Genomic DNA, 22375 nt, shown 5'->3' on the forward strand with positions numbered 1-22375 from the left:
TTGCCGAGGTGAGTTGATGAAGTTCGTTCGCAAGGGATGGAATCGTTATGTGTTCTTTATTTTTCTTACGGTTGGATTGATTTTTCTAGTCTCGTATGGAATTAGTTATTATTATGAATTCGTATATTCGACCGTGACCTTTGCAATCGGATTAATCGTATTGCTGATTGGTATTTATGGATCGATGCAGGGACGGTCCTTTGGTAATCGAATGGTTGTGCCTGGGGGTGCGTATAACTCGATCCATTCGACAATAGAGCTAGAGCGGGAAATGCAAGAGATTAAGCGCCAAGGACCATATATGTATACATTAGAAAATAGAGTGATGAGATTCCGAAGCGTGCCGTTCGCATTGATTATCTCGGGGTTAATTAGCTTTGGGATTACTTATTTTATTGGCTCAGCTTAGTTAGAAAAGTTGAAAACTCGCCTTGCATCAACAATGGAGCCTTCTTCTGTTCAGAAGAATCATTCAAGATGAGCTTGGACGGGTTTTGTTTATTAAGGGAAGGTTGATCATTGTGAATCGAATACTCATCATTGGTTGCCCTGGATCGGGGAAATCAACACTGTCGCAACAATTAGGGGGCATCTTATCGTTGCCTGTCATCCATTTGGATCGGTATTATTGGAAGCCGAATTGGGTACCTACGCCCAAGGATGAGTGGGGGCAATTTCTTGTAGATGCTACGGAGCAAGACCAATGGATTTTGGATGGAAATTACATCGGTACATTAGATCTGAGGCTGCAGCATGCCGATGCAGTCATTTTTCTAGATATGCCAAGATACTTATGTATATACCGGATTATCAAACGACGCATCCAGTACCAGGGGAGAACTAGACCTGACCTGAACGAAGATTGCCCGGAAAAACTAGATGGATCTTTCATTCGCTGGGTCTGGAACTATAACAAGCAGACAAGACAACAGGTGCTGCAACGGCTTGAAGGACTGGATTCCAGTAAACGTATATTTGTATTGAAGAATCGAAGAGATGTGAGAGAGCTGATAGAGCAGCTTCAGAAGGAGTTGTGCACATGAACCCAACAAAACTCATTATAGTCGAAGGTATACCCGGATCAGGGAAAACATCTACTGCTCAATATATCAAGGACAAGCTGGATATGGACCAGATTTCGAATCGTCTATATCTAGAGGGAGATTTGAATCACCCGGCTGATTATGAATCAGTGGCATGTCTGGACGCAAGTGAGTTAGGAAACCTTCAAAGGAAGCACCCTTTGTTTATGGAAGCGATAGCTCCCTTTATGCAAGTTGTCGATGCATATCATCTAATCTACTATGGAAAGTTTCAAGAACAACATCCTCTCGATGTGGATCAGGATGCCATGGATGAATTGCGCAGATTTGATGTATATGAATTATCCGTTGATACATATCAAGAGTTGATAGCACGTAGATGGCAAGAATTCGTTAGTTATGCCGAGCAGTCCAAGGAGATCGTTATCTTAGAATGCTGTTTTCTTCAGAATCCAATGACAATGATGTTCGGTCGGCATAATTGTTCCATATCCGTAATAAGTGAGTTTATCAAAAGATTAGTGGCTATTATTCAGCCGTTAAGTCCGAAGTTAATTTACTTCTATCAGGATGATATTAGAGCTTCATTAGATCAAGTGATCCAAGAACGATCGAAGGAATGGCTGGAATACTTCATTTGGTATTTCACAGAACAGGGGTATGGAAAATCTAATGGGTATCAAGGGCTAACCGGGCTATGTGAAGTGCTGCAGAAGCGTAAACGCTATGAGTTAGACATCATTGATCAACTTGATCTATATAAATTGGTCATTAATAATTCGGCACGTAATTGGGATGACGTCTTACAGAAAATAAGTAAATTTATCTAATAAAACACGGAGGGATCATGATGGAAGATCACAACAATATCCACTTTCCTGCTTCAACTTCAATTCTTGTTCAGAAGGCATCAGAAATCGGCTTTATAGCCTCATGTGATGAACTAACGGGAAGTTTCCTTCGGATGATTGTAGCGTCCTACACACGTGCCAATATTCTTGAATTGGGTACTGGTGTGGGTTTTTCGACCGCATGGATTCTGGAAGGGATGGATCAAGAGAGTCGTTTAACCACTGTTGAGATGGATGAAGTTTGTGCAGCCATTGCGAGAGAGATTTTAGGAGATGATCCGCGGGCAACCTTTGTGACAGAGGATGGTGGACATTTTATCGAAAAGCATGCGAATGAGCTATACGATGTAATTTTCGCAGATACATGGCCTGGAAAATTCTATCTGATCGAAGAAGCGCTGAACATGGTGGCTCCTGGGGGATTGTATATCATTGACGATCTGAATCCACAGCCCAATTGGCCAGAAGGTCATGGTTCCAAGGTGGAGGCGCTTATCGCTTATTTGGAGACGAGAGAAGATTTCTTCATGAGCAAATTGAACTGGTCCACCGGATTAATCCTGATGACGAGGAGAACTGCATGATCTTGTTGACGGGACGGCCGCGCACATAGGGATCAGATTGTAGAAGAAATAGCAGAAAATATTTTTAAAGGAGTGTACTTATGAAATTTGTATTGCTGCCTTTTATCGAAGGATTTAATCAAACGGGTGACTTGACGAAAGATATCACGTACTTTTTTCAGATGAACGATGACCTCAGAACGTTAGAGCATACTTTGCAGGTCGCGAGAGAAGCTGAGCGCATTGCTGGGCTATATGGATTAGATCCAGAGCAGGTTGTTCAAGCCGCACTGCTTCATGATATTAGCAACGTTATTCCGATTTCTACGATGTTAGATGCAGCTGAAGCGCTGGACATTGAAATTCTCGATGAAGAACGGAAATACAATCGAAGTGTACACCAGAAGCTATCCAGCTGTATGGCGCGTGAGATTTTTGGCATTACAGATCAGGACATATTGGATGCCATCGAGAGCCATACAACACATCAGGCGAATGCGAGCCTTATTGCCAAAGTATTATTTGTCTCCGATAAAATTTCATGGAATCTACCTGGGGAACACCTGCATTTACAAGAGATGAGACGCCATGTGGATGCACTCGAAATCGATCAAGCGATACTGATCTATCTCAATCAGATTTGGGAGCAAAGGCATAAGCTGAAACTTGTCCACCCTTGGTTGATCGAGGCGAGGGAAGAGCTGCTGAGAAAGTAGGTGCAAGGAGAACCGATGAAACTAATTAAAGAAATCTATCAACAGGGTGCGAAATCACCAGATACAGAAATGCCGTACCGCATTCGCAAAGCTGCAAGAGCCATCGTATGGAACGATGCCAAGGAAATGGCGCTCATGCATGTGTCATCGGACGGTTATTATAAGCTCCCTGGTGGAGGAATCGAAGCGGGAGAGAGCAATGAGGAAGCGCTTCGACGCGAGGTGCTCGAAGAAGTTGGCGTTCAGATTGAAATCTTGCAAGAACTGGGATGCACGATTGAATACCGAGATCATATTCAACAGCTTCAACTCTCTTATGGCTATGTCACGCAAGTTCAGGGTGAGATGGAGCAGCCTTCTTTTACAGAACTAGAGAAGAATCTAGGATTTAAGCTGGTTTGGGTCACAATCGAGGAAGCTGCACGACGATTGAAAGCGAACAAACCCAATCATTTGATCGGTGATTTTATTGTTGCGAGGGATCTTGCATTTATCGAAGAAGTGCAAATGCATTATTATGCCTATGGTGGCATTGTCTTTAATGTTGATGGTCAAGTTCTTATGAGAAGTCCTAGTGGCCATTGGGGCGGATATATCTGGACTTTTGCCAAAGGTGGGGCTGATCCAAGTGATCGAATGCCTGAAGAAATTGCCCTGCGGGAAGTGTTAGAAGAGACAGGGTACGAGTGCACTATCATCGCTCAGATTCCAGGAGAGTATGTGTCGGATACATGCACGACAAAGTATTTTTTGATGAAACCGACAGGTGTAATAACGAATTATGACTTCGAGACACAGGCTGTTGCGTGGTGTGACCCAAGCGAAGCATTCGAGAGGATCCAGCTAAGCAGGACACCAAAAGGAGTAGAGCGAGATACCCAAGCGCTGAAAAACGCTATCGAGACACGGAATCGATTCGTCGTATCAACATAAGAGTATATGAGGAGGTTATTAACATGCAATTAAAATGGTTAGAGTGGGCGAAGCAGATCCAAGCCATTAGTCAGAACGGTCTAGCATATTCCAAGGACATCTACGATCTAGAACGATTTCAACAATTGAGAGATCTAAGTATCGAGATTATGCGAGAGTACGCTGATGTGGAGTCTGAACAGATTCGGGCGCTTTTTGCCAATGAGACTGGGTATGCAACGCCGAAAGTGGACGTACGTGGTGTTGTTTTTAGAGAGAATAAGATTCTCTTGGTCAAAGAACGTCTGGATGGTGCATGGGCATTGCCTGGGGGTTGGGGAGACATTGGTCTATCACCGAAAGAGGTCGTTGTCAAAGAAGTATGGGAAGAGTCAGGATTTGAGGTTGAAGCGGTTCGTCTCCTAGGCGTGATCGATAAGAAATTTCATAATCACCCACCTTCACCGTTCCACGTCTATAAGTTCTTTATTCTATGCAACATCATTGGCGGTGTGGCCAAAGAGGGGATGGAGACGATGCAGGTCGCATTTTTCGACGAGGAGAATCTACCTGAGCTGTCAACGGAAAGGAATACGGAAGAGCAAGTGAAAATGTTATTTAACTACCTTCGCAACCCTGGGCTTGACGTATTTTGTGACTAGAAGGTTTGGTGAGTGAGATTATCCAAAGGGAATGAGGGATGAGCAATGAGTTTTTCGTGGGGATTAGCCATCATCCAACTATTATGGATCATAATCATTGGTGTATCTATTTATCTGCTGGTGCTTCTAATCAAGCTTGCTCGTCGAGGGATCAAAGCACTAGATAAATATATTACAGACCGACCAATACGGAATACATAGGCGTATGGAAAATAGAATGCTAGACCCTATACGGTTTCCCATCGGTCAGTTCGAACCAACAATAAATATAACGGATGAAGATCGTAACAATCTGATCCATCAGATCCCCGAAATGAGTCATCGATTGAGAGCAATAACACAGGATCTCAGTCCAATTCAATTAGACACATCCTATGAAGGCTGGACCATTCGGCAAATCATTCACCATCTCACAGATAATGATATGAACGCCTACCTTCGATTCAAGCGGGCATTGACGGAAGATGAACCGATGTCGAACACATATCGAGAAGATCTGTGGGCGGAGCTTCATGATTATCAGCAGATTCCTATCGAAGATTCAATATTCTTGCTTGAGCTGCTTCATCGGCGTTTTTACATCCTTTTGCGTGGAATGGGGCCTGTGGACTTTCATAAGAAGCTGCGGACTGCAGTGTTAGGAAGTATCACGTTGAATATAGCGCTCCAACGATTTGTATGGCATAACCGCCATCATATGGCACAGATCGAATCATTGATAGACAAATACAGCTAGGAAGTGATTCCATTGGCAGATGCATTAACGCATAAAATATATACGATGTGTATGGTACAGGATGGCTCGAAGGTCCTCCTTATCAATCGACCGGATCAAAAAGGTTTCCCAGGATATATCGCACCGGGGGGAAAGGTGGATTTTCCAGAGAGTATCGTTGACGGTGCGATCCGTGAAGTTCGGGTAAAAAGCTACGTTGAAGTCAACCAAGTGAGTTCGATCCCGAAAGGGGAGTGTACCCATGCCTAGACTTATCGGAGATCGCATCCTACTAAGAGAGTATCGTCAGGAAGATATTCATTGTATACGGCAATGGTGTAATGATCCGGAGATCGTAGACAACTTGTCGGATATTTTCTTATATCCCCATACGATGAATGCATCGGAGCAATATTTGAACAGCATTTTAGAGGGGAAGACAGATCAGAAGGGATTTGTCATCGCGCTGAAAGATACAGAAGACTATATCGGGCAAATTGATTTATTTCGTATCGATTGGAAGAACCGATCTTGCGAACTGGGAATCGTCATCGGGATGAAAGATTATTTAGGTCGTGGGTTTGGTGCAGAGGCCATTCGCCTCGTACAGGATTTCGTATTTCATCGCATGAATTTGAATCGTATTCAGTTAGAACTGCATGATTTCAATGAGCGGGCGTACAAATGTTATGTGAAATGTGGATTTAAAGAAGAAGGTCGATTACGAGAAAAATGTTTCGTAAATGGTCGGTACGTGGACGCGATTAATATGAGTATTTTGCGGAAAGAGTACGTTGAACGAATATAACAATCATCTTTACGAAGAGGTGAACTATGAGCACATCGAATCAGCAAGCATTAATTATCATTGATGTCCAGAATGCAATGTTCGATCCATCGGACCCAGTCTATCAGGGTGAAGCATTGCTTCACAAGATTCAGGGCTTGATCACCAAGGCTCGCTCTAATCACATACCAATTTTCTATGTCCAGCATGAGGAAAGGGATGGTACACCGCTTGAACGTGGTTCGCAGGGGTGGTTGATTCACCCGTCTATTTCGCCGCAAGAGACAGATGTAATTATTCACAAAAAAACACCGGACTCCTTCTATGAGACGAAGCTAAGACAAGAACTGGTACAGCGGGACATTAGCGAAGTTATCCTCGCGGGGATTCAGACCGAAATATGCGTAGACACGACATGTAGAGCAGCTCGCAGCCAGGGTTATCAAGTTACGTTAGTTAAGGACACGCACAGTACATGGGATTCTAACGATCTTACGGCGGACCAGATTATTCAACATCATAACAATGTATTGCAATGGTTCGCGAGCTTGAAGAATGCGGATGAGGTCACTTTCGGAAATATTGAAGCAAGATAACGATCAGGAAAGTAGGGATTTCGATGAACATTCAGTGCCGAACCATACATGAGGGCGATCCGGTGATCATCTCTAGTGCATTCGCAGAACAGGGTTGGGACAAGCCGCAAAGCTTGTATGAACGATACGCCCAGGAGCATCAGAAGGGCGAACGCGTTACGATCATCGCTGAGGTGGACGGTGTTTTTGCGGGATACCTGAATGTGCTGTGGCATTCGACTTATCCATCTTTTCGATCACAGGGGATTCCTGAGATTAATGATTTTAATGTCCTCATCCGATATCGCCGTCAAGGCATTGGTTCGATCCTAATGGATCAAGCAGAAGCCGTTATCAAGGAGAGATCAGCGGTAGCAGGAATAGGTGTGGGCCTATTCTCCGATTACGGGAATGCTCAGATTTTGTATGCGAAGCGCGGTTATATTCCAGATGGGAAAGGCATACATAACGGGGAAAAGTATATCGGGTACGGAGATCATGTTCAGATTGACGATGATATTGCTCTATTTTTAACGAAGGAATTGCGGTAAATGAAAGCTACTATAGAAAATCTACAACGCTTGTTCCATGAACCAATTGAGAAGGTCCGCACCCTTGATCCGGGCTATTCAGATCATGCGAGTGACGTATGGTTGGTTCGAACGGAATCTCAAGAGGTCGTTGTGCGTTCTTCTCGGTTGCAAGCTGAGCCGGATCGGGAGTTTTGGTGGGGCTGCAAGCATGTTTTTGGGATTGATCCTCGTGCGATGTTATATTTTGAGGAAAACCTGAAAGTTCTTCATCCCATTCCAGAAGTCCCGGCACCACAAATCATTTCCTCAGACAAGATAGATGGACGAGATTACCTCGTGGTGGAGAAAATGAAAGGGAATGGGCTTCAGTCTTTTGAGAGTCAATCGAGAGAACTGCTCTATCAATTAGGTGTGTGGCTGGCCAAAGTGCATGCCAATACCTATGATTTCTATGGAAATCTTGCGAGAACGAAGGTCGGGGAAAAGGTTGATTTTCATCATCATCTATCTCAGGCCATGACGATGATTGTGGAGAGGGAGCACGTGACAACATCCCCTATTCAACAGCGCTTAGAATCTATCTTGTCCGAGTTACAGGAACTCCCTTTACCAGTACATTTTTGCCCCGTGCTAGTTGATATGGACCCCTCTCAATTTTTGATGGATAACGGGAGACTCTCGGCGATCGTAGATGTTGAGGCTTATGTCGTTGCACCGAGGGAGTTTGATTTTATTGGACTCGAGTATATTTTGGATCGCAGTGCAGCGGATGCCTTTATTCAAGGTTATACGACGATTCTAGTGCCTCCTGAATTAGACAAAGTGCGAAGAGTCTATAGATATTGGTATCGATTACTTGGCGTACAAGGTTCTGTAGATTTGGATCAATGGCTCGCGCAGCCAGTATTGTTCAGATAATCATTGGCACCGAAGTTGATATTTAGATTCAACAATGCAAAGAAATAAGCAGCGTTAGGGGAAGATCTTATGAACGTGGTATTTGGTGATTTTCTGATCAGCACGGATCGATTGAAATTAGATTTTGATAAGATCTATCAGTTGCTATCGACGACATATTGGGCTGACAAAAGACCCGTAGACAAGGTGCGCAAATCAATCGAACATTCGTTATGTTATGGCGTGTATCAAGGGAATCGGCAGATTGGTTTCGCGCGTGTCATTACAGATTGGGCAACAACCTATTGGCTGTGTGACGTGGTGATCGATTCCGAGTTTAGAGGGCAAGGCATTGGCAAGAAGTTCATTGACACGATCATTCATAGCGAGGAATTACAAGGCTTATCTGGATTTCTGGGGACGGCGGATGCACATGGACTTTATGAGCAATATGGATTTGTAAAGGATGACAATCGATTTATGGTCCGACGGCCTCAAATTTGAAGGTGAGGGAAGCAAAGATGCGTATCCGATTTGCCACTGAAAAGGATATCGAAGGGATAGCTCGTGTTCATGTGGAGAGCTGGCGGTCCACGTATCAGGGAATCATCGCAGAGTCGGTACTATCTAACCTGACCATGGAAGGACGCATCAAGAAATGGGCTCAAATTTTTGAACGGGGTCAATCCGATAGCGTGATTTATGTGCTGGAAGATGAAGATGGGATGATCAATGGATTCTTTCACGGTGGGAAGAGCAGACAACCTGAATTAGGGTATGATGCTGAACTCTATACCATTTATTTGTTACAAGAAGTTCAAGGGCTTGGGTATGGCAGACAGCTCTTCGATACTTTCGTAGATACGCTCAAACAGTGGGATTATTCATCATTCATGGTCTGGGTACTCGAAGATAATACATCACTTCATTTCTATAAGAAACTCGGTGGACATGTGATAGCAAGCAAAGAAATCAAAATCGGGGAAGAGTTACTAACGGAAGTCGCACTCGGTTGGGGAAAGGATGAAGAAGCATGAGACAGCTTATTAAAGATTCCGTCGTACAGCTCGCTGAACAATTACAATTGCCGGAGAAAGTTATCCATCAGGATGACTTGCCGTGGGTGCCTTTTGATGAAGGTGAAATGAACTGCTATTTCAAGCCGTTAAGGTTTGATCTGTCGACAGGGACATGGACGTATTTATTCCGAATCAAACCAAACAAAAGATTAACGCGCCATCGACATACCGGAGGTAGTGTCATCGGGTATCATCTGAAGGGACAATGGCGGTATGAAGGGCGGGACTGGATCGCAACGCCGGGTACATTTATTTTCGAACCGCCTGGAGATATTCATACGTTAATAACGGGGGATGAAGAGGTAGAGACGTTATTTATTCTTGGCGGGGCACTGCAATATTTTGATGAGAAAAATCAGATCATTGGCCAAGACGATGTCTATACGGTGCTGAAGAAGTATCGAGATTACTGTGCAGAGCATGGGATTTCAATTCGGGAAGAGCTGATCTATTAGAGGTTGTTCAAGGATTATAAAAAGAGGACTACAAGGAGTAACATGTCGTGATAATCAGAAATTCCGTCAAAGCAATCATTATTCAAGACAATAAATTACTCGTAACGAAGCTGCAGGACGAAGATGGAATGTATTATCTACTACCTGGTGGTGGACAAGAAGTCGGAGAGAAAATGCATGACACGGTGATCCGAGAATGTATGGAAGAGACTGGATTTGTTGTAGAAGTTCAGGAGTTGATGTTCATTCGAGAGTGCTTCCTCGTACCAGGCATCCATCGTGTGGAAATGATGTTCCGATGCCATGTGATTGGTGAGTCGCAGATGACTAACATGGATCCGAACCAGCTGGGAGTTGAATGGATCGATATGGATCAAGTAGAGGATGAGCCATTATTCCCAGCTGAGCTTCGAACACGAATAAAGCGATCTCATTCGAATATGGAGCAGCCTGTTTATTTGGGTGAAATCCATTAGTTGTGGAGGAGTAACGATGAATAAGAAGCTTACTAGCCCAAATGATATCCCTAGCGGTCTATCACAGCCTGCACTACGTGCCCTTGCGAACGCAGGATTAACGAATTTAGAACAAATTTCAAAGCTATCATTAAAAGAGTTTAAGAATCTACACGGGATTGGCCCAAGCGCAGTTAAACCGATTCAAGAGGCTCTGGAAGCGAAAGGTTTGTCTTTCTCGGAGTAACGATTTGTCCAAGCCAAGCATGTATTCACCCAGACTGTAGCAACAATTAATTAAACATTGGTTATTTCTGGATCGTATATTATAATATATGGAAAATCTAGGGAGGAACCTATGAATCTATCTAATCTTGCTAGAGAGATTTACAAAGTCGCACACCTGACAGGGAGCTTTACGCTTAGATCGGGGATAGTCTCACAGGAGTATTTCGACAAGTATCAGTTCGAGGCAGAACCACGTGTTCTAAATCGAATATCGCAAGCATTGGTTGGACTTATTCCTGAGGGAATAGAAGTGTTAGCAGGTCTTGAAATGGGGGCTGTACCAATTGCAACAGCTCTCTCGTTGAAATCCGGGATCCCTGCAGCATTTGTTCGGAAAAAAGCGAAAGCCTACGGCACCGCGAAATTGGCGGAAGGTGCAGCGATTCATGGGAAGCGGGTTTGCGTTATTGAAGATGTGATCACGACAGGCGGGCAAGTACTCCTAAGTACGCAAGATTTAAGAGAAGCAGGTGCAATCGTCGAGGATGTGATTTGCGTGATCGAACGTGACCCTGAAGGTCGTCGGAAATTGGAAGAAATCGGGCTCCACGTGCATACGTTGTTTAAGATGGAAGATTTAATCGAGGCAGGTAAGATTACATCTTAAGGAGTCTGAATGATGAATGAGCTAGAATTATTCAATAATATGCAAGTGGTGAACCTCTTTCGGACAGCATGGCAATATTATATCCGAAACTTCCATAAGATCTTATGCATTGTATTGATTATCGCAGTACCCGTGGAGGGGCTTATCTATTATTTTTTTCAAGATACGATGGAAGGTAAGGTATACGGTCTTCAGATTCTATTAAACTTAATAATGAGTGCATTGTTGACCATCATTCCATCGACAATCATCTGTATGATGTTCCCGAAGATCGTGAATGGCGAAGAGGTGGGGCTTAAGGATGCATTTCGCAAAGGACTCAAATATTGGTTCAAGCTCACGGTCTATGTGTTTATTGTAAGAATTATCGCTGCGTTTGGGTTACTGCTTTTTATTATTCCAGGACTCATCTTCGGGGTACGTATGCTCTTCGTGAATTATATTATTATGCTGGAAGGCACCTATGGCAATAACCCGATTAAGCGAAGCAATGAGATGATTAAGGGCAGGACAGGAGAATTCATGCTAATCGCGGTGGGGATCGGCATCGTTCAATGGGGACTCGACTATGTATTTCGAACGTTCATTCATCTGGATCCATGGCTTCTCTCGCTAATCTCTGGCGTGATCTCAGAGTTATTCCTAGAGTTCTTTACCGTGCTGTTCCTGATCGCATATCTCTACATCCGAAAATACGAAAATCCAGAGCAGATTATAACTCTCGACGAATAGAAGGAAAATGACTTCAAAGGGGGTGGCACATGCGCAGGAAGGAAGGACAAATGATAGAACTTGCCGAGCAATTTGCCCGGGAGTTCTTAGCGTCGGATCCGAGCGGGCATGATTGGTGGCATGTTCATCGTGTTCGCAACTTAGCCCTTGAGATCGCGGATCGTGAGCATGCGGATGCTTACATTTGTGAATTGGCAGCACTGCTGCATGATGTAGCGGATGTGAAGCTCAATACATCGAAGCAAGAGGGTTTGGATCGTGTACGAGATTGGTTAGAGCGTGTGGGGGAAGACCCGGCAGTCATCTCACCGGTCATGGAAATCATTGCGAACATGTCTTATAACGGTGGACACAATGCACCGATGACGACCATTGAAGGTCAGGTGGTGCAGGATGCGGATCGTCTAGATGCGATCGGTGCGATCGGGATTGCGCGAACTTTTGCCTTCGCAGGGTCGCGTGGGCATCTGATTCACGAGCCGGGGGAGCATCGCTCGAACACGAAGACAGCGATCGCCCATTTTCACGAGAAATTGTTGAAGTTACAAGAATTAATGAATACGGGTTATGCCAAAGAGCTCGCAGCAAACAGACATCAGTTCATGGAGGCGTTCTTGCAGCAATTCCATGCGGAATGGTCAGAACATAGGGAGGAAGACAGAACAGATGATTCCTGAAATTAAGGCATTATATACAGATCAAATTTTACATGATGCAGCTCGTCGTTATGGTGTCGAACCGGAGGAGGTTCGTTCGCTGGGCGGGTTTGAGAGTTTCGTCTATGAATATACGAAGCAGGGCGAAGATTACGTTCTCAAAATAACACATACCCTGCGCAGAAGCGTGAATTACATTCGAGGGGAAATCGAATGGGTGAATTATTTAGCAGATCAAGGCATCAAAGGCTCCCGTGTGGTTCCATCCGAACAAGGGAATCTCGTTGAGGAAATTGCTGCAGATCAGGGCTCTTTCCTTGCGATTGTCTACGTCAAAGCACGAGGAATAGATATCACGGCGGATGTGTGGGATGAGCCGCTATTCGAGCAATGGGGCGCCATGCTCGGCAGAATGCACCGTCATACGAAGAATTACGAAGTTAGCTCTCCGCTTATTCAACGCCAGACGTGGGATCAAGAGGAACAATTGCGAGCCGACAAATATTTGCCGGCAGATGATCCGGTCATTGGCATCTTAGAGGAACGATTGAAGACTTTACGCTCTCTGCCAATAACGCGAGATACTTATGGTCTCGTGCATGCGGATCTTCATCAGAAAAACTTCTTTATCGATCATGGCGACATTTATCCATTCGATTTCGACGATTGTGGGTATACGTATTTCGTCAATGATATCGGAATCACCTTATATTATGCGATGCGATATGCTCCTACGAAGAATGATGATATGACTGATTATGCGCGCACATTTTTCCGTTGTTTTATGGAGGGTTATCTGCGGGAAAATTCAATAACAATCGAAGAAATTGCTTATATCCAAGATTTCATTAAGCTGCGCCATACCCTGTTGTATATTGTATTCATTCAAGTTGGCCACCTGTCGAGGGAAAATGAGGAGCAGCTACAGAGATTATTGCAGCATCAACACGAAGTCATCTCCGAAGAACCGTTAATACCGCTCGATTTTGTCGCCGAATTCAGCCAATTGCAGGAGTTATCGTAACAAGTCAGTGTCAATAGACTAAATAATCGATAGGGGTTGAGCGCATGAGTCATTTTGTATTTAATCAGCAGCGTTTCGTTCGTCAAATGTTGTTAAAAGTGGTTGATGGCGTTTCCGAGGAAATGGCGAATCAAGTTCCCGATGGGTTTCGGAATCATATCCATTGGAATTTAGGCCATATTTATGTCGTGTTCGAACGATTCGCATTTCAAAATATTGGACTTCCGATGCAGCTTCCAGAAGGCTTCAAAGAGCAGTTCGAGAATGGTACGTCACCGCTTACGCGACCGGAGTCGGTTCGTGTTCCGAGCCTTGAAGAACTGAAGCAGCTTTTAGCGCAGCAGAACGAGCGAGTTCAAGCAGCGCTTGAACATCGTCTGCAGGAACCCATCGATCCGCCATATACGACATCAGCGGGGATGGAACTCGCCTCCCCAGAGCAATTTCTAACCTTTAATTTATTTCACGAAGGCATGCATTTGAACACGATTAGACAGTATAAAGTGCTGCTTTCGCAATCCTAAAGGTGAACAACATGCGAACGAATATCTACATGGTGAGGCATGCCGAGTCACCTTTTCGATACGGAGAAGAGCGCACACGAGGCATTTCCGAAGCAGGGGCCCAGGCAGCAAAACGGGTGGCAGATATTCTTCGCAACGAAGCGATTGATGTCGTTGTCTCGAGTCCGTACGCCAGAGCTATCCTGACGGTTCAATCTTTGGCAGATCAGGCGAATCTGTCAATTCTTCCGTACGAAGCATTGCAAGAGCGATTCGTCGAAGGGCATCATCATGTGTCGTGGGAAGAGAAAAAACAGGCGGTTGCAAAATCATTCGATGATATCGACTATGCGATGGATGGCGGGGAATCGACGAGAGCAGCACAGCAGCGAGCCATTCCTGTGATGGAAGAATTGCTGGTTGCCTATTGCGGCAAGAATATCGTTATCGGGACCCATGGCAATATCATGACGGTCATCATGAACTATTATGATTCGAGTTATGGATTTGATTTCTGGAATCAGACATCGATGCCAGATATTTATCGCATGATTTTCGAAGGGAATCGGCTCCAACAGATAGTCCGATGTTGGAATTGAAGCTGCTCATAGCGAAGCGTCTTGCTCGAATACCTGTAAATGAATCAACAAAGAAAAGACCTCTCCATCGGATCGATTGGATCCATTGGAGAGGTCTTGTTATTAAGCATAACTGCTGTTCAAGAATGCTCGTGTGCGTTCCGATTGCGGGTTCGTGAACAATTGCTCCGGCGTCCCCTGTTCGATGATTTCTCCACCATCCATGAATAGGACCCGATCCGCGACTTCTCTCGCGAAGCCCATTTCATGGGTAACGACGATCATCGTCATTTGCTCTTCTGCTAGCTGTTTCATGACTTGCAGAACTTCGCCCGTTAATTCCGGATCAAGCGCGGAGGTCGGCTCATCGAAGAGTAGAATGTCCGGATTCATCATGAGTGCACGAGCGATTGCCACACGCTGCTTCTGCCCGCCAGAGAGCTGCGATGGTAATGCGGATGCGCGTTCAGACAGTCCGACCTTTGCTAGTAATGCCGTACTTCTGCGCCGAACAGCGTCTGCAGACTCACGCTTGACCTGCAGCGGAGCGAGTTCGAGATTCTGAGTCACCGTCAGATGCGGGAATAGATTGAAATGCTGGAACACCATTCCCATCCGTGAGGTGATGTCTCGGATTTCCTGCGCCTTCCCATAAGTTCCTTGCTGAACAAGGGGTTGACCTGCAATCCGAATACTGCCGCCTTGCACTTCTTCGAGATGAATCAGGCTGCGCAACATCGTGCTCTTTCCTGAGCCAGAAGGTCCAATGACCGCGATCACTTCATTTGGATTCACGTCAAAAGAAATTTGTTTCAAGACTTCAACTGATCCATAAGATTTCTTCAATTGAGATACTTCGATAATCCCCATTATTCGCCATTCCTTTATTAATCAAATTTCAATCGGCGCTCCAGCCATTTGAAGAAGAGGGTCAATAGGAGCGTCATAAGCAGATAAATGATCCCTGCATAAATGTAGGGCATCAATGTAAAGTCACGATTCACAGCGGTCTGTGCAAAGTGTAATAGCTCCGGTACGGCAACCGCATAGAGCAGGGCGGTATCCTTCACGAGGGTAATCGATTCGTTCGATATAGCTGGCAAAGCGATTCGGAACATTTGCGGGAGAATAATACGTACGAGTGTCTGTCTGCGATTCAGGCCAAGCACTTGTGCGGCTTCGTATTGTCCTTTGTCAATTGCGAGAAGTCCGCCTCGGAATATCTCAGCATAATAAGCCGCATAGTTCAGGATGAAGCCGAGGCAAGCGGCGACGAACCGATCTAAGACCAAGTATTGGCCTATGCCTGGAATCATCGGGAGTCCAAAGCAAATCACTAACAATTGTAAGAGCAGCGGTGTACCGCGCATCAGATAGATATAGATTCCGGCCAGACGCGAGAGGAGCTTTACACGGCTATTCACGGCGAGCGTAAGGAGAAACCCTAACGGAACAGAGACGATAATGGCGATGAAGAATAATAGGATCGTCATCTGCGCGCCTTCCAGCAGCGGTTTTATAATTTTGATGAAATAATCGGTAGTCATAGCGTACAGTCCTCTCCAGGTGAAACGAATAAATACGTAATCTGAAATAAAACAGGCTTTCTCGAAGAAAGCCCAGCTTGTTCATTATTTTATATCATTTGCCTACTTAAGCACTTTATCCTCACCAAACCATTTATTCGAGATCTTCGCAGCCGTGCCATCTTGATTCAATGCATCAAGTGCCTTTTGCAGTTGGTTCAGCAAATCTTCGTTGCCTTTTTTTACGCCAACGCCATACTCTTCTGGAGCCAGCGATTCATCGAGCAGTTTGAAGCTATCTTTTTCTTTGGCCATGTAGTATTTAATAACAACCTCATCGATAACCACCGCATCAATGCGTCCAGATTTCAAATCACTCAAGGCAAGAACGTTATCAGCGAATTCTGTAACCGTCTTAACACTTTCATGAATTGGGCTTGCAGCCAGTGCATCCGACGCGGATGAGAGCGTCTGGAGCCCAACAACTTTGCCATTCAAATCAGCAAGCTTAGAGATGGGGGAATTCGCGAGTGTTACGACAACCTGAGCATTTTTGAGATACGGCTTCGTGAAGAGTACTTTTTCTTTTCGTTCATCGGTAATGGTATAGCCGTTCCAGATCAAGTCGATTCGACCGCTGCTCAATTCAGATTCTTTAGTCTGCCAATCGATGGGCTGGAATTTCACCTTTTTGCCCATCTTCTGGACAGCTGCAGTTGCATAGTCAATATCAAATCCGACAAGCTCATTACGATCATCCCGGAACCCAAGAGGTGCGAACTTGTCATCGATGCCAATGACGATCGTATCTTTGTCAGTAGAGCCGGAACAGCCAGTAAGAAGAGTGAAGAGTGCAACGAATACGAGTCCAATAATTGCTGTACGTTTCATGAAGGATGACCACCTTTTATCGAATATAAAACACTTTAGTGTGTTACCACGTTATCAGAATCCTATGATAGCATACTAAAGTGAAATCTGTCGACAACCATTGCTATAATATTTGTCGATTCAATGTCTGGAATTAAATGGTTGTAAATGATAGAGAGCCATGTTACATATGAAAAATAAGAAAAAGTTAATGGGAGTTGAAGGGATGAGGTTCATTGATTTCGTCAAAGAAGTATTGCCCAGGAAATTCATAGCCGCTTCGATTTCGTGTTCTTTGTTTGGGATCGTGTTTGCAATGATGTATCCCGACCTCTTCGGGACGCGATCCGAGGCATGGTATACTGGATTAACCAGCGGCATTGTACCAATCTATATGATATACAGCTTTCCAGTGATTGCGACGTACGGTGTGGCCACATCGTTCTTCAGTGATTATTTCACTACGGTCATGTTAAGGCAGCGAAGCCGAATTCTAGAATTTGTTGTATCTGCTTGTCTTCACATCGTATTTGGCTTTGTTCTAGTATGGATTAGCCTAATTTCTGCCGTTTTGTTTTTCCTTACAGATCGAGTACTAAGTCTTTTTCGTAGAACTTCGTATATGTGGTATCACGCCATCTTTAGCCTGTTGATTCCGCTTGCAATCTGGTTAGGATTCATGTCCATCGTGTGGTATCGGGGTTAATATTACGCAAGGATTAGCAATTAATTATTGGAACGGAATGGCTGTAATTGCGTATAGGTATGATATGTGTCAAAAATCATAAAATAGAGATAAGTGTCGGGGTAGGAGTGAATGCATGGTTAATTTTTTTCGAAGTAATGGGTTTAAACGCGTTATTATTCTAATCGGGATCGCTCTTGCACTGTATTTGATGCGGAGTATGATCAATCTTATTCTTATCACGTTCATCTTCACCTTCTTGATGAATCAACTCTCCACAATTACGACAAAAGGAATTAGGCGAATCGTTCCGATCAATGAGAAGGCCGTGATTGTTACGCTCTATCTCCTCCTTGTCGCCGGGATCGTTGCCGTCATTTACAAGTATTTGCCGGTCGTGACCCAACAGATTACACAGTTGATTGACCTCATTACCGGATTTAGTCTCGATCCGAATGATAATGAGATCGCGAGGTATTTGGCTCCGACGATCGAGAAGATTGAACTCGATAAATACTTGGGGCAAGGTTTTGACCTCATCCTCAAAAATATCACGAACATCGGTAAGATCAGCATGCAGGTGTTCATGGCCCTAATCTTAAGTTTGTTCATTCTCCTCGAGAAGAAACGAATTACGGAATTCACAGCGAAATTCAAAGACAGCAAGGTTGGACCCTTCTATGAGGAGCTAGCGTATTTCTGCAAGAAATTCGTTAATTCATTCGGTAAAGTGATCGAAGCGCAATTCATTATTGCGGTTGTGAACTGTATTCTTTCCGTTATTGCCCTTTATTTCATGGGCTTCCCGCAATTGATTGCACTCGGCATTATGATCTTCCTACTCGGATTGATTCCTGTCGCAGGGGTTATCATTTCGTTGATCCCGCTCAGTATTATTGCTTACAGTATCGGCGGATTGATGTATATTGTCTATATTCTGATCATTATTATGATACTGCATGCGATTGAGTCGTATATATTAAATCCGAAGCTGATGTCGGCGAAGACCGATCTTCCGATCTTCTATACGTTCATTATCCTGATCTTCTCGGAACATTTCATGGGTGTATGGGGATTGATCATCGGTATTCCGATTTTCATGTTCTTGCTTGACATTCTAGAAGTCACATCTTCCCCAGAGGATGAGATGCATAAACAGCTCGCGTTACAAGAGGATAAGGATAAGAGAACCAAATAACATGTCAGATGAAAATAAAAATGGAATCATCGCTCTTATGCGTCTGATTCCATTTTTGTTTATATTTGTTCTGTTGTTTGGCAAGTGCTTCGCGAAGTGTTGGTGTCGTACGTTCAACAGGCAGAATGCCATGCCATGTTCCTCTTCGATTGGCTGGATCATATTTTCCTTCACGGATTTGCTTTTCTCTGCGTTTTCTGGATTTTGTTGCTCCCATGTGTAGTGCCTCCTCAAATCATTCATTTATCGTATCCCTGTATTGTACGCAGTATTCATCTGTAAGTTGCAGTAGCATGGCATGTTCTTGGCAGAACCGCTATAATGAGAGGATTATGAGGTTATCGGACAAGGAGCAACATATGAAAAATCTGCTGGTCACCGGGTATCGCGCGCATGAGCTTCAAATTTTCAGTCAGAAGCATGTTGGGATTGGGTACATACAGAAAGCGATCGAGAATCGGCTCAGACCTTTGATCGAAGAAGGGTTAGAATGGATGATTACACCTGGGCAGTACGGGGTTGACTTGTGGGCCATCGAAGTGGGCATTGCGCTCAAGGCAGACTATCCCCATTTCCGTGTCTCCATCATGACGGCTTATATGAATCCTGATGAGAAGTGGAAAGAGGACAAGCAAGACTATTATCAGAAGCTGCTGAAGGGTGTGGACTATTACGCATCGGTAAGCAAAGAGCCGTATAGCGGAGGTTGGCAGCTAAGGGCAAGGGACGATCTGCTCTTCCGCAAGACTGACGGCATTCTCTTGTTCTATGATGAAGATGCAGCTGAAGGCAGTCCACGATTTTACAAAGAACGCGCTTTGAAGAAGCAGCAGGAAGAAGACTATCCGATCATTGGCATTTCGTCGGAGGAGATCCAGAGTATTGCAGAGGAAGAGAATCTCAGGTACATCGAATGAAATGAGATCCTCACCCAGCTGCTATGGTTAAATCCTTATGATGGTATCATCACTGCCCTTTGCTGCTTGTTGCGGCGAACGAAGATGAACAGTACGAGCGCAGTGATAGCCTCAGCTGTTGGAGCAACGAGCCAGATCGCTGTCGCGCCGAACCAGTTCGGCAGGATCCAGATCAGTGGGAGGAGTAAGATCAAGCCTCGACTAAGAATAATGGCAAGCGACTTCCCTGTCTGATTAATCGATTGATAATACTCGGCGTACACCATATTGTAGCCAAGGAACAAATATTGAAGGAAGAATAACCCGATCCCTACACTTGTCATGGTGAACAGTTGTTCCGACTCCACCCCGAATAGCAAGATGAGATAGTCCGCTCCGAAATACCCTACGATAATAGCGACAACTCCGAGCCATACGGCAGTCTTAATCGCAAGCCTCAGCGCTTGCTTCAATCGATCGAACAGCTCGGCACCATAATGGAAGCTCGAAATGGGCTGCAGTGCCGCGCCAACACCAAGAAATACGAGCAGCATCATGGAATGGATACTGTTGACGATGGCATAAGACGCAACCCCCGTCTCACCTAGATAGGATATGAACGTGATGTTGAATAAGATTGTTACAATGGCAACCGCAATCTCCGTTACGAAGCTAGGAAACCCAATGACGATAATATGACGCAGCATTGTCCAGTCCCATCGGATGAAAGTAAGCTTTAGGATACTGTCTTTGCGCATGAAATGAGTCAGTAGAACGAGGAATCCGATTGCAGCGGATAGAATTGTGGCTGCCGCAGATCCTTGAACTCCCCAGCCGTAAACGAAAATGAAGAAATAATTCAAGATGATATTCAATACCGCTGTCGTAATCAATCCAGCCATCGCTAGATTTGGATTTCCGTCATTGCGGATAAATGTACTGAGGACCGATTCCAGCACGTAGACGATGCCGAATGTGAATAAGATTCGTAAATAATCCACGGAATAAGGCAAAATGACTTCGTTCGCCCCGAACAGAAGCGCGACACGTTCCAAATTCCACAAGCAGAGCATTGTAATTAACAGGACCACGACGATCGCGGTGATGATGGAGTGGGTAAATACGCTCCGCGCCTTCGGAATATCATTCTCCCCCAGAGCCATCGAATATAACGTTGCGCCTCCAATACTAATCCATAATGATATGGAGAAGATGATCGAGAAGGCAGGCAGCGATACATTTACCCCGGCCAGCGCATTCGCTCCGACACCGCGGCTAACCATGATGCCATCAATAATAATATTAACGGACATTAATACCATCCCAAGGACGGCGGGGATCAAATAGGATACGAACAATGGCATGATTTTTTGTTCGCGTAAATGTTGATGAGCAGATACAGATACTTCTTGCACGACGAAAAACTCCTTTATCTTGTTGGTTTTCACATTGTAAACCTTCAAGTTACTTGAAGGTCAATACCAAGAAGAGGAGTTTTTTATTATCTTTTTTGGACAGGGATTTGGATTTCTGTCACGAATTCATCTTCATTTTCGGTCATCGATAGATCGATTAAGCCGAGTTCGATGGAATCACCTTGAATGTCGAAGCCATGCGCTTGAATCGCCTGATGTAAGATCGCATAGGATTTGTGGGTGTCCAGATAGCTGCCGTGATGCTGGATACAGGCGTAGAGTCCGGCCTCAATGAACTCGCTTCGAGGGATGGGTTCGGTTATGGTATCGAGAAAATAGAAAACGCGGCGAAATTCCTGATAGTTGTTGGCAAGAATGGATTCTTTTGCGATTGTAACCCCGATATTCCCTGAGAACAAAGCGACATTCGGGAAGGACAAGCTATTCCGCAGATTTTCTTGGAGTGAAAGAATATAGTATTCGAACATTTCGTCGGTTGCAGGGTTAACGACTTCGACGGATAACATCGCTCTTTGCGGCAAGGTCCGAAATACAACTTCCGCGCTGGAGGCCTGCGATGTGTTTCTAATGATGTCGATATGGTGATTAATTTTGGAGAGAACATATTCAAGCTCTTTTTGCTTCTGGAGCACTAGGTCCTTCTGTTTCTGCAATAAACCCAGCGCTACGGTCGGTGTACGCTGATCCGTATATTGTTTGATCTCATGAAGTGGGACGCCTAAATGCCGAAGAAACATAATGGAATTGATGAGCGGGAATTGATCGGTTGTGTAATAGCGATAGTGGGTGTCGGGATCAACTTTGCTCGGTTGGAAGATTTCTTTTTCATCATAATATCGTAACGTCGATTGGGGAATGCAATGCATTTTTGCCATCTCGCCAATCGTAAACCGTTGATTTTTTAACATCCAGTGATGCCTCCTCAGATCTGCAGGTTAGACCTATCATACCATGAATAATCACTATTCAAGCGTGCCTCATAGATGGATCCATAGAAGCATTTGAACCTTCAAAATCTTGAAGGAGTCAAATGCTTTTTTTCATCTTATTAAGAGGGCGGTTCAACGGACATGTAGCCTACAACAATTCGAATGAAACGGAATAAGTATATATCACAGATTAATGCATATCTC

General features: G+C 44.5%; 33 protein-coding genes and 1 pseudogene. 28 read left to right on the top strand and 6 right to left on the bottom strand.

Annotated elements, in window-relative coordinates; translation table 11 throughout:
* The first annotated feature begins 16 nt into the window (after window positions 1-16).
* From ACFQZR_RS11910 to ACFQZR_RS12030, 25 genes and pseudogenes are all read left to right on the top strand, one after another.
* Window positions 17-409, top strand: coding sequence for a hypothetical protein (locus ACFQZR_RS11910; RefSeq protein ID WP_379346037.1), 393 nt, complete (start codon window positions 17-19; stop codon window positions 407-409).
* 112 nt (window positions 410-521) lie between these two features.
* Window positions 522-1043, top strand: coding sequence for a DNA topology modulation protein (locus tag ACFQZR_RS11915; RefSeq protein ID WP_379346039.1), 522 nt, complete (start codon window positions 522-524; stop codon window positions 1041-1043).
* Window positions 1040-1873, top strand: coding sequence for a P-loop NTPase family protein (locus ACFQZR_RS11920; protein ID WP_379346041.1), 834 nt, complete (start codon window positions 1040-1042; stop codon window positions 1871-1873). Before ACFQZR_RS11915 ends, ACFQZR_RS11920 begins: the two co-directional genes overlap by 4 nt.
* 17 nt (window positions 1874-1890) lie before the next feature.
* A complete protein-coding gene (locus tag ACFQZR_RS11925; RefSeq protein WP_379346043.1) occupies window positions 1891-2478 on the top strand; it encodes an O-methyltransferase in 588 nt (195 codons plus the stop codon).
* A gap of 80 nt (window positions 2479-2558) precedes the next feature.
* The gene (gene yqeK, locus ACFQZR_RS11930; protein WP_379346045.1) at window positions 2559-3173 is read left to right on the top strand and encodes a bis(5'-nucleosyl)-tetraphosphatase (symmetrical) YqeK; all 615 of its coding nucleotides are present in this window, start codon (window positions 2559-2561) and stop codon (window positions 3171-3173) included.
* A gap of 15 nt (window positions 3174-3188) precedes the next feature.
* Window positions 3189-4106 carry an NUDIX hydrolase gene (locus ACFQZR_RS11935; protein ID WP_379346047.1) on the top strand — a complete coding sequence of 306 codons (918 nt, stop codon included), beginning with the start codon at window positions 3189-3191 and terminating at the stop codon, window positions 4104-4106.
* A 23-nt stretch (window positions 4107-4129) separates the two neighbouring features.
* Window positions 4130-4747, top strand: coding sequence for an NUDIX hydrolase (locus ACFQZR_RS11940; protein WP_379346049.1), 618 nt, complete (start codon window positions 4130-4132; stop codon window positions 4745-4747).
* Between the two features lie 45 nt (window positions 4748-4792).
* Window positions 4793-4948: a hypothetical protein gene (locus tag ACFQZR_RS11945; protein WP_379346051.1), complete on the top strand. Its 156-nt coding sequence runs from the start codon at window positions 4793-4795 to the stop codon at window positions 4946-4948.
* A 4-nt stretch (window positions 4949-4952) separates the two neighbouring features.
* Window positions 4953-5483 (top strand): YfiT family bacillithiol transferase, encoded by a 531-nt coding sequence (locus ACFQZR_RS11950; RefSeq protein ID WP_379346053.1) that lies wholly within the window; start codon window positions 4953-4955, stop codon window positions 5481-5483.
* Window positions 5484-5528: 45 nt separating this feature from the next.
* Window positions 5529-5696, top strand: a pseudogene (locus ACFQZR_RS11955) (NUDIX domain-containing protein); the annotation flags it as partial.
* A 28-nt stretch (window positions 5697-5724) separates the two neighbouring features.
* A complete protein-coding gene (locus tag ACFQZR_RS11960; RefSeq protein WP_379346055.1) occupies window positions 5725-6270 on the top strand; it encodes a GNAT family N-acetyltransferase in 546 nt (181 codons plus the stop codon).
* Between the two features lie 26 nt (window positions 6271-6296).
* Entirely contained in the window at window positions 6297-6845 is a 549-nt protein-coding gene (locus ACFQZR_RS11965; RefSeq protein WP_379346057.1) for a cysteine hydrolase family protein, read from the top strand.
* Between the two features lie 23 nt (window positions 6846-6868).
* Window positions 6869-7375, top strand: coding sequence for a GNAT family N-acetyltransferase (locus tag ACFQZR_RS11970; protein WP_379346059.1), 507 nt, complete (start codon window positions 6869-6871; stop codon window positions 7373-7375).
* Window positions 7376-8275 carry an aminoglycoside phosphotransferase family protein gene (locus tag ACFQZR_RS11975; RefSeq protein WP_379346061.1) on the top strand — a complete coding sequence of 300 codons (900 nt, stop codon included), beginning with the start codon at window positions 7376-7378 and terminating at the stop codon, window positions 8273-8275.
* A gap of 69 nt (window positions 8276-8344) precedes the next feature.
* Window positions 8345-8758: a GNAT family N-acetyltransferase gene (locus ACFQZR_RS11980; protein WP_379346063.1), complete on the top strand. Its 414-nt coding sequence runs from the start codon at window positions 8345-8347 to the stop codon at window positions 8756-8758.
* Window positions 8759-8775: 17 nt separating this feature from the next.
* A complete protein-coding gene (locus ACFQZR_RS11985; RefSeq protein ID WP_379346065.1) occupies window positions 8776-9291 on the top strand; it encodes a GNAT family N-acetyltransferase in 516 nt (171 codons plus the stop codon).
* The gene (locus tag ACFQZR_RS11990; RefSeq protein ID WP_379346067.1) at window positions 9288-9788 is read left to right on the top strand and encodes a 2,4'-dihydroxyacetophenone dioxygenase family protein; all 501 of its coding nucleotides are present in this window, start codon (window positions 9288-9290) and stop codon (window positions 9786-9788) included. The genes ACFQZR_RS11985 and ACFQZR_RS11990 overlap by 4 nt, the downstream gene beginning before the upstream one ends.
* Before the next feature lie 47 nt (window positions 9789-9835).
* The gene (locus ACFQZR_RS11995; RefSeq protein WP_379346069.1) at window positions 9836-10264 is read left to right on the top strand and encodes an NUDIX domain-containing protein; all 429 of its coding nucleotides are present in this window, start codon (window positions 9836-9838) and stop codon (window positions 10262-10264) included.
* Between the two features lie 16 nt (window positions 10265-10280).
* A complete protein-coding gene (locus tag ACFQZR_RS12000) occupies window positions 10281-10490 on the top strand; it encodes a helix-hairpin-helix domain-containing protein (RefSeq protein ID WP_379346071.1) in 210 nt (69 codons plus the stop codon).
* 111 nt (window positions 10491-10601) lie between these two features.
* Window positions 10602-11138: an orotate phosphoribosyltransferase gene (pyrE, locus tag ACFQZR_RS12005; protein WP_379346073.1), complete on the top strand. Its 537-nt coding sequence runs from the start codon at window positions 10602-10604 to the stop codon at window positions 11136-11138.
* 9 nt (window positions 11139-11147) lie between these two features.
* On the top strand, window positions 11148-11870 hold the full coding sequence (locus ACFQZR_RS12010; RefSeq protein ID WP_379346075.1) for a hypothetical protein: 723 nt from the start codon (window positions 11148-11150) through the stop codon (window positions 11868-11870).
* A gap of 29 nt (window positions 11871-11899) precedes the next feature.
* Window positions 11900-12547, top strand: coding sequence for an HD domain-containing protein (locus ACFQZR_RS12015; protein ID WP_379346077.1), 648 nt, complete (start codon window positions 11900-11902; stop codon window positions 12545-12547).
* Entirely contained in the window at window positions 12537-13550 is a 1014-nt protein-coding gene (locus ACFQZR_RS12020) for a phosphotransferase enzyme family protein (RefSeq protein ID WP_379346079.1), read from the top strand. The genes ACFQZR_RS12015 and ACFQZR_RS12020 overlap by 11 nt, the downstream gene beginning before the upstream one ends.
* 44 nt (window positions 13551-13594) lie before the next feature.
* On the top strand, window positions 13595-14074 hold the full coding sequence (locus tag ACFQZR_RS12025; protein ID WP_379346081.1) for a DinB family protein: 480 nt from the start codon (window positions 13595-13597) through the stop codon (window positions 14072-14074).
* An 11-nt stretch (window positions 14075-14085) separates the two neighbouring features.
* Window positions 14086-14652 (top strand): histidine phosphatase family protein, encoded by a 567-nt coding sequence (locus ACFQZR_RS12030; protein ID WP_379346083.1) that lies wholly within the window; start codon window positions 14086-14088, stop codon window positions 14650-14652.
* A 102-nt stretch (window positions 14653-14754) separates the two neighbouring features.
* On the opposite strand, the gene ACFQZR_RS12035 is transcribed toward ACFQZR_RS12030, so the two are convergent.
* From ACFQZR_RS12035 to ACFQZR_RS12045, 3 genes are all read right to left on the bottom strand, one after another.
* Window positions 14755-15501 (bottom strand): amino acid ABC transporter ATP-binding protein, encoded by a 747-nt coding sequence (locus ACFQZR_RS12035; RefSeq protein WP_379346085.1) that lies wholly within the window; start codon window positions 15499-15501, stop codon window positions 14755-14757.
* Between the two features lie 17 nt (window positions 15502-15518).
* The gene (locus ACFQZR_RS12040) at window positions 15519-16178 is read right to left on the bottom strand and encodes an amino acid ABC transporter permease (RefSeq protein ID WP_018757255.1); all 660 of its coding nucleotides are present in this window, start codon (window positions 16176-16178) and stop codon (window positions 15519-15521) included.
* 102 nt (window positions 16179-16280) lie between these two features.
* The gene (locus ACFQZR_RS12045) at window positions 16281-17048 is read right to left on the bottom strand and encodes an amino acid ABC transporter substrate-binding protein (protein ID WP_379346088.1); all 768 of its coding nucleotides are present in this window, start codon (window positions 17046-17048) and stop codon (window positions 16281-16283) included.
* A 169-nt stretch (window positions 17049-17217) separates the two neighbouring features.
* On the opposite strand from ACFQZR_RS12045, the gene ACFQZR_RS12050 reads away from it, so the two are divergent.
* Window positions 17218-17733: a hypothetical protein gene (locus tag ACFQZR_RS12050; RefSeq protein WP_379346090.1), complete on the top strand. Its 516-nt coding sequence runs from the start codon at window positions 17218-17220 to the stop codon at window positions 17731-17733.
* A 115-nt stretch (window positions 17734-17848) separates the two neighbouring features.
* Window positions 17849-18910, top strand: coding sequence for an AI-2E family transporter (locus ACFQZR_RS12055; RefSeq protein WP_379346092.1), 1062 nt, complete (start codon window positions 17849-17851; stop codon window positions 18908-18910).
* A gap of 4 nt (window positions 18911-18914) precedes the next feature.
* Here the strand turns inward: ACFQZR_RS12055 and ACFQZR_RS12060 are convergent, their stop codons facing one another.
* A complete protein-coding gene (locus tag ACFQZR_RS12060) occupies window positions 18915-19127 on the bottom strand; it encodes a hypothetical protein (protein ID WP_379346094.1) in 213 nt (70 codons plus the stop codon).
* Window positions 19128-19269: 142 nt separating this feature from the next.
* On the opposite strand from ACFQZR_RS12060, the gene ACFQZR_RS12065 reads away from it, so the two are divergent.
* Window positions 19270-19827 carry an SLOG family protein gene (locus tag ACFQZR_RS12065; protein ID WP_379346096.1) on the top strand — a complete coding sequence of 186 codons (558 nt, stop codon included), beginning with the start codon at window positions 19270-19272 and terminating at the stop codon, window positions 19825-19827.
* A gap of 35 nt (window positions 19828-19862) precedes the next feature.
* Here the strand turns inward: ACFQZR_RS12065 and ACFQZR_RS12070 are convergent, their stop codons facing one another.
* Window positions 19863-21170 (bottom strand): MATE family efflux transporter, encoded by a 1308-nt coding sequence (locus tag ACFQZR_RS12070; protein ID WP_379348807.1) that lies wholly within the window; start codon window positions 21168-21170, stop codon window positions 19863-19865.
* 137 nt (window positions 21171-21307) lie between these two features.
* A complete protein-coding gene (locus ACFQZR_RS12075) occupies window positions 21308-22150 on the bottom strand; it encodes a MerR family transcriptional regulator (RefSeq protein ID WP_379346098.1) in 843 nt (280 codons plus the stop codon).
* Window positions 22151-22375 lie beyond the last annotated feature (225 nt).

The organism is Paenibacillus sp. GCM10027629, assembly GCF_042676425.1.
Classification (GTDB): Bacteria; Bacillota; Bacilli; order Paenibacillales; family Paenibacillaceae; genus Paenibacillus_K; species Paenibacillus_K terrigena.